The organism is Alistipes sp. CAG:268 (genome assembly GCA_000434235.1).
GTDB lineage: Bacteria > Bacteroidota > Bacteroidia > Bacteroidales > Rikenellaceae > Alistipes > Alistipes avistercoris.
In genome coordinates this window covers 38,254-41,946 of the sequence record FR892003.1, presented here as the reverse complement: position 1 = coordinate 41,946, position 3,693 = coordinate 38,254, and the positions used below count along the sequence as shown (strand labels likewise).

Annotated in this window: 4 protein-coding genes and 1 pseudogene; all 5 read left to right on the top strand. The window is 63.4% G+C overall.

The window, feature by feature from the left end:
* Positions 1-406 (top strand): SDR family oxidoreductase (locus tag QZL63_RS06385; RefSeq protein ID WP_290586263.1); only part of this gene is annotated, 406 nt, incomplete at its 5' end.
* Between the two features lie 27 nt (positions 407-433).
* Entirely contained in the window at positions 434-1,657 is a 1,224-nt protein-coding gene (locus QZL63_RS06380) for a beta-ketoacyl-[acyl-carrier-protein] synthase family protein (protein WP_022308498.1), read from the top strand.
* Positions 1,658-1,672: 15 nt separating this feature from the next.
* Positions 1,673-2,779 (top strand): methyltransferase, encoded by a 1,107-nt coding sequence (locus tag QZL63_RS06375; RefSeq protein WP_022308497.1) that lies wholly within the window; start codon positions 1,673-1,675, stop codon positions 2,777-2,779.
* Positions 2,780-2,791: 12 nt separating this feature from the next.
* Positions 2,792-3,040 (top strand): acyl carrier protein, encoded by a 249-nt coding sequence (locus tag QZL63_RS06370; RefSeq protein ID WP_022308496.1) that lies wholly within the window; start codon positions 2,792-2,794, stop codon positions 3,038-3,040.
* 52 nt (positions 3,041-3,092) lie between these two features.
* A pseudogene (locus QZL63_RS06365) lies at positions 3,093-3,693 on the top strand (acyltransferase); the annotation flags it as partial.

Genomic DNA, 3,693 nt, shown 5'->3' with positions numbered 1-3,693 from the left:
GCTCGACACGACGCTCAACGGCTTTTTCTACGTCACGCGGCGCCTCCTGAAGGAGATGCTCACCCACCGCTGGGGCCGGATCGTCAATATGGCCTCGCTCTCGGGTATCAAGGGGCTTCCGGGACAGGCAAACTACTCGGCGGCCAAGGCGGCGCTGCTCGGGGCGACGAAGGCCCTCGCGCAGGAGGTCGCACCGCGCAAGGTGACGGTCAATGCCGTGGCTCCGGGATTCATCGAGACCGACATGACCCGCGACCTCGACGAGAAGGAACTCCGCAAGCTCGTGCCGGCGGGCCGCTTCGGAAAACCCGAGGAGGTAGCGGCGCTGGTCGCCTTCCTCGTCTCGGACGATGCCGCCTACATCACCGGCGAGGTGATCTCGATCAATGGCGGACTGTATACTTGATACTTGAAAATACTTAATACGGAATAGATGGAACGACGTGTCGTCATAACGGGCATGGGAATCTGGTCGTGCCTGGGACAGAATCTGAACGAGGTGAAGGAGTCGCTCTACGCCGGGCGGTCGGGCATCGGCGTGGAACGGGAGCGGCTCGACTACGGCTACCGCTCGGGGCTGACGGGTCTGGTCCCGCGGCCGCAGCTCAAGGGGGTCATCGACCGCCGCCTGCGTGTCGGGCTGTCGGAGGAGGCCGAATATGCCTACATGGCCTCGCGGCAGGCTTTCGAGCAGTCGCTCATGGACGAGGCCTACCTGCGCGAAAACGAGGTGGGCATCCTCTTCGGCAACGACTCCTCGGCCAAACCGGTCATCGAGGCGGCCCGCATCATGGATGAGAAGCACGACTCGGCGCTGCTCGGCTCGGGGCTGATCTTCCAGTCGATGAACTCCACGGTGACGATGAACCTCAGCACGATCTTCCACCTGCGGGGCATCAACTTCACCGTCAGCGCGGCCTGCGCCAGCGGCTCGCACTCGATCGGCATGGCCTACCTGCTCATCCGGCAGGGGCTGCAGGATGCCGTGCTGTGCGGCGGCGCACAGGAGGTCAATTACTACTCGATGGCCACGTTCGACGCGCTGGCCGCCTTCTCGGTGCGCATGGACGAGCCGACAAAGGCTTCGCGTCCGTTCGACCGCGACCGCGACGGACTGATCCCCAGCGGCGGTGCGGCGGCCCTCGTGCTCGAAGAGTACGAACATGCCGTGCGGCGCGGCGCCCCGATTCTGGCCGAGGTCTGCGGCTACGGCTTCTCGTCCAACGGCGGGGGCATCTCGCAGCCCAGCGACGACGGCTCGGTGACGGCCATCCGGCGCGCCCTCGAGGCCGCATCGATGCAGCCTGACGAGATCGACTACGTCAATGCGCACGCCACCTCGACGCCTCAGGGCGACATGTTCGAGGCCATCGCCCTCGACCGGGTCTTCCGCGGTACGCACGCCCTCATCAGTTCGACCAAGTCGATGACCGGCCACGAGTGCTGGATGGGCGGGGCGAGCGAGATCGTCTATTCGACACTGATGATGCAGCACAACTTCGTGGCGCCGAACATCAACCTCGAGCATCCGGACGAGTATGCCGAGAAACTCAACCTGACGGCCGTCACGGTCGATACGCAGGTCGATACGGTGCTCTCCAACTCGTTCGGGTTCGGAGGTACGAACAGCGCCCTGGTGATCCGCAAGGTCAAATAGTCAAAGATTCCGGCCATGAAACTCTTCCCCGCATTGGAAAAAGCCTATACGCGCGAGCCGCTCACGGCCCGCGAGGCGCAGCGGCAGGCGCAGTTCATCGCCTTCGGCCCCATCGTCTTCCAGGTCTCGCGGCTGATGGTCAGGTTCGGAATCCTGGAGCTGCTGCGCGAGCGCGACGGAGGGATGACGATCGGAGAGATCGCCGCCGAGACGAAACTCTCGGACTATGCCGTGCGGGTGCTGCTTGAGGCTTCGCTTTCGATCGGCACGGTGCTCGTCGATCCCGCGAGCGAGCGCTTCACGCTCTCGAAGACGGGTTGGTTCCTGCTCACCGACGCCTCGACGCGCGTGAACATGGACTTCAACCACGACGTCAATTACGAGGGGCTGTTCCGCCTTGAGGAGTCGCTCCGCGAAGGACGCCCGGCCGGACTGGAGCACTTCGGCCCCTGGCCGACGGTCTACGAGGGGCTGTCGCAGCTCCCCGAACAGGTGCGCAGGAGCTGGTTCGCCTTCGACCACTTCTATTCGGACCATTCGTTCGACGAGGCGCTGCGGGTGATCTTCTCGCAGCCTGTCGGGCAGCTGCTCGACGTGGGCGGCAACACGGGCCGCTGGGCCCTGCGCTGTGTGGCTTATAACCCGCAGGTCGAGGTGACGGTCATGGACCTCCCGCAGCAGGTGGCCATGATGCGCAGCCAGACGGCCGGCCACGAGGGTGCCGGGCGGATCCGTGGCTATGGCTGCAACCTGCTCGATGCCGAAGAGCCCTTCCCGACCGACCGCCGCTACGATGCGATCTGGATGAGCCAGTTCCTCGACTGCTTCGGCGAGGAGGAGATCCGCTCGATCCTCGGCCGTGCGGCCCGCATCATGACTGATCAAACACGCCTATATATTATGGAGACCTTCTGGGACCGCCAGAAGTTCGAGTCGGCAGCCTTCTGTCTGACGCTGACAAGCCTCTACTTCACGGCCATCGCCAACGGCAACAGCCGGATGTACCATTCGGAGACGATGCAGCGGCTGGTCGAGGAGTCCGGACTGGAGGTCGAGGCCGTCCACGACTTCCTGGGCTGGGGACACAGCATCATGGTATGCAGAAAAACGGACAAACATTGAATTGAATCGGATATGGAAAGAAAGGAAATCGAAGAAAAAGTCAAGGCCTTCCTCATCGACGAACTGGAGGTCGAGGAGGAGAAGATTGCGCCCGAGGCGCTGTTGAAGGAGGATATCGGCATCGACAGCCTCGACTTTGTGGACATCGTCGTGATCGTCGAGCGCACGTTCGGCTTCAAGATCAAGCCCGAGGAGATGGCCGGCGTCAAGACTCTCAACGACTTCTGCGACTACATCGAAACCAAGGTCGGCAACCGCTGACCGAAGCCCCGCAGATTGCGAAGCGATGGGTGCCGAAGCGAAAACCGCGGCGATGCGCGATCCGGCGCATGACGGCTGGCAGGGGACGACCGACGGACGACCGTGGATGCTGCGGTCGCTCGTCGTGCTGTTCCGCTGGGTGAACATCCGCTGCCTCTACGCCGTCATGTCGGTGGTGGTCGTCTTCTACATGCTGGCAAACGGCCGCAACCGCCGTGCGATCGCCCGACTGTTCCGCGAACACCTCGGTTACGGACGCTGGCGGACGCTGTGCGCCGTCTACGCGAACCACTTCCGTTTCGGGCAGGTCATCCTCGACCGCTTTGCGGTCTACGCCGGATGCCGGTTCCGGGTCGAGATCGAGCACAACGACTACTACAACGAGCTGGCCTCGGCTCCCGGGGGCTTCATCATGGTCAGCTCCCACGTGGGCAACTACGAGTTGGCCGGGTATACGCTCCGCCCCGAGCAGAAACGCTTTCACGCGCTGGTCTATGCGGGCGAGAAGCAGACCGTGATGCAGAACCGCGCGAAGTTTTTTGCCGGCAACAACATCGAGATGGTCCCAGTCCTGCGTGACATGTCGCACCTGTTCATCGCCAACCGGGCGCTCGAGGAGGGCGACATCGTCGGCATGCCCGGCGACCGCGTCT

What these genes read in the sequence shown, in the direction of transcription:
- QZL63_RS06375 (WP_022308497.1), top strand. Translation starts at nt 1,673, where the DNA reads ATGAAACTCTTCCCCGCATTGGAAAAAGCCTATACGCGCGAGCCGCTC.
- QZL63_RS06380 (WP_022308498.1), top strand. Translation starts at nt 434, where the DNA reads ATGGAACGACGTGTCGTCATAACGGGCATGGGAATCTGGTCGTGCCTG.
- QZL63_RS06370 (WP_022308496.1), top strand. Translation starts at nt 2,792, where the DNA reads ATGGAAAGAAAGGAAATCGAAGAAAAAGTCAAGGCCTTCCTCATCGAC.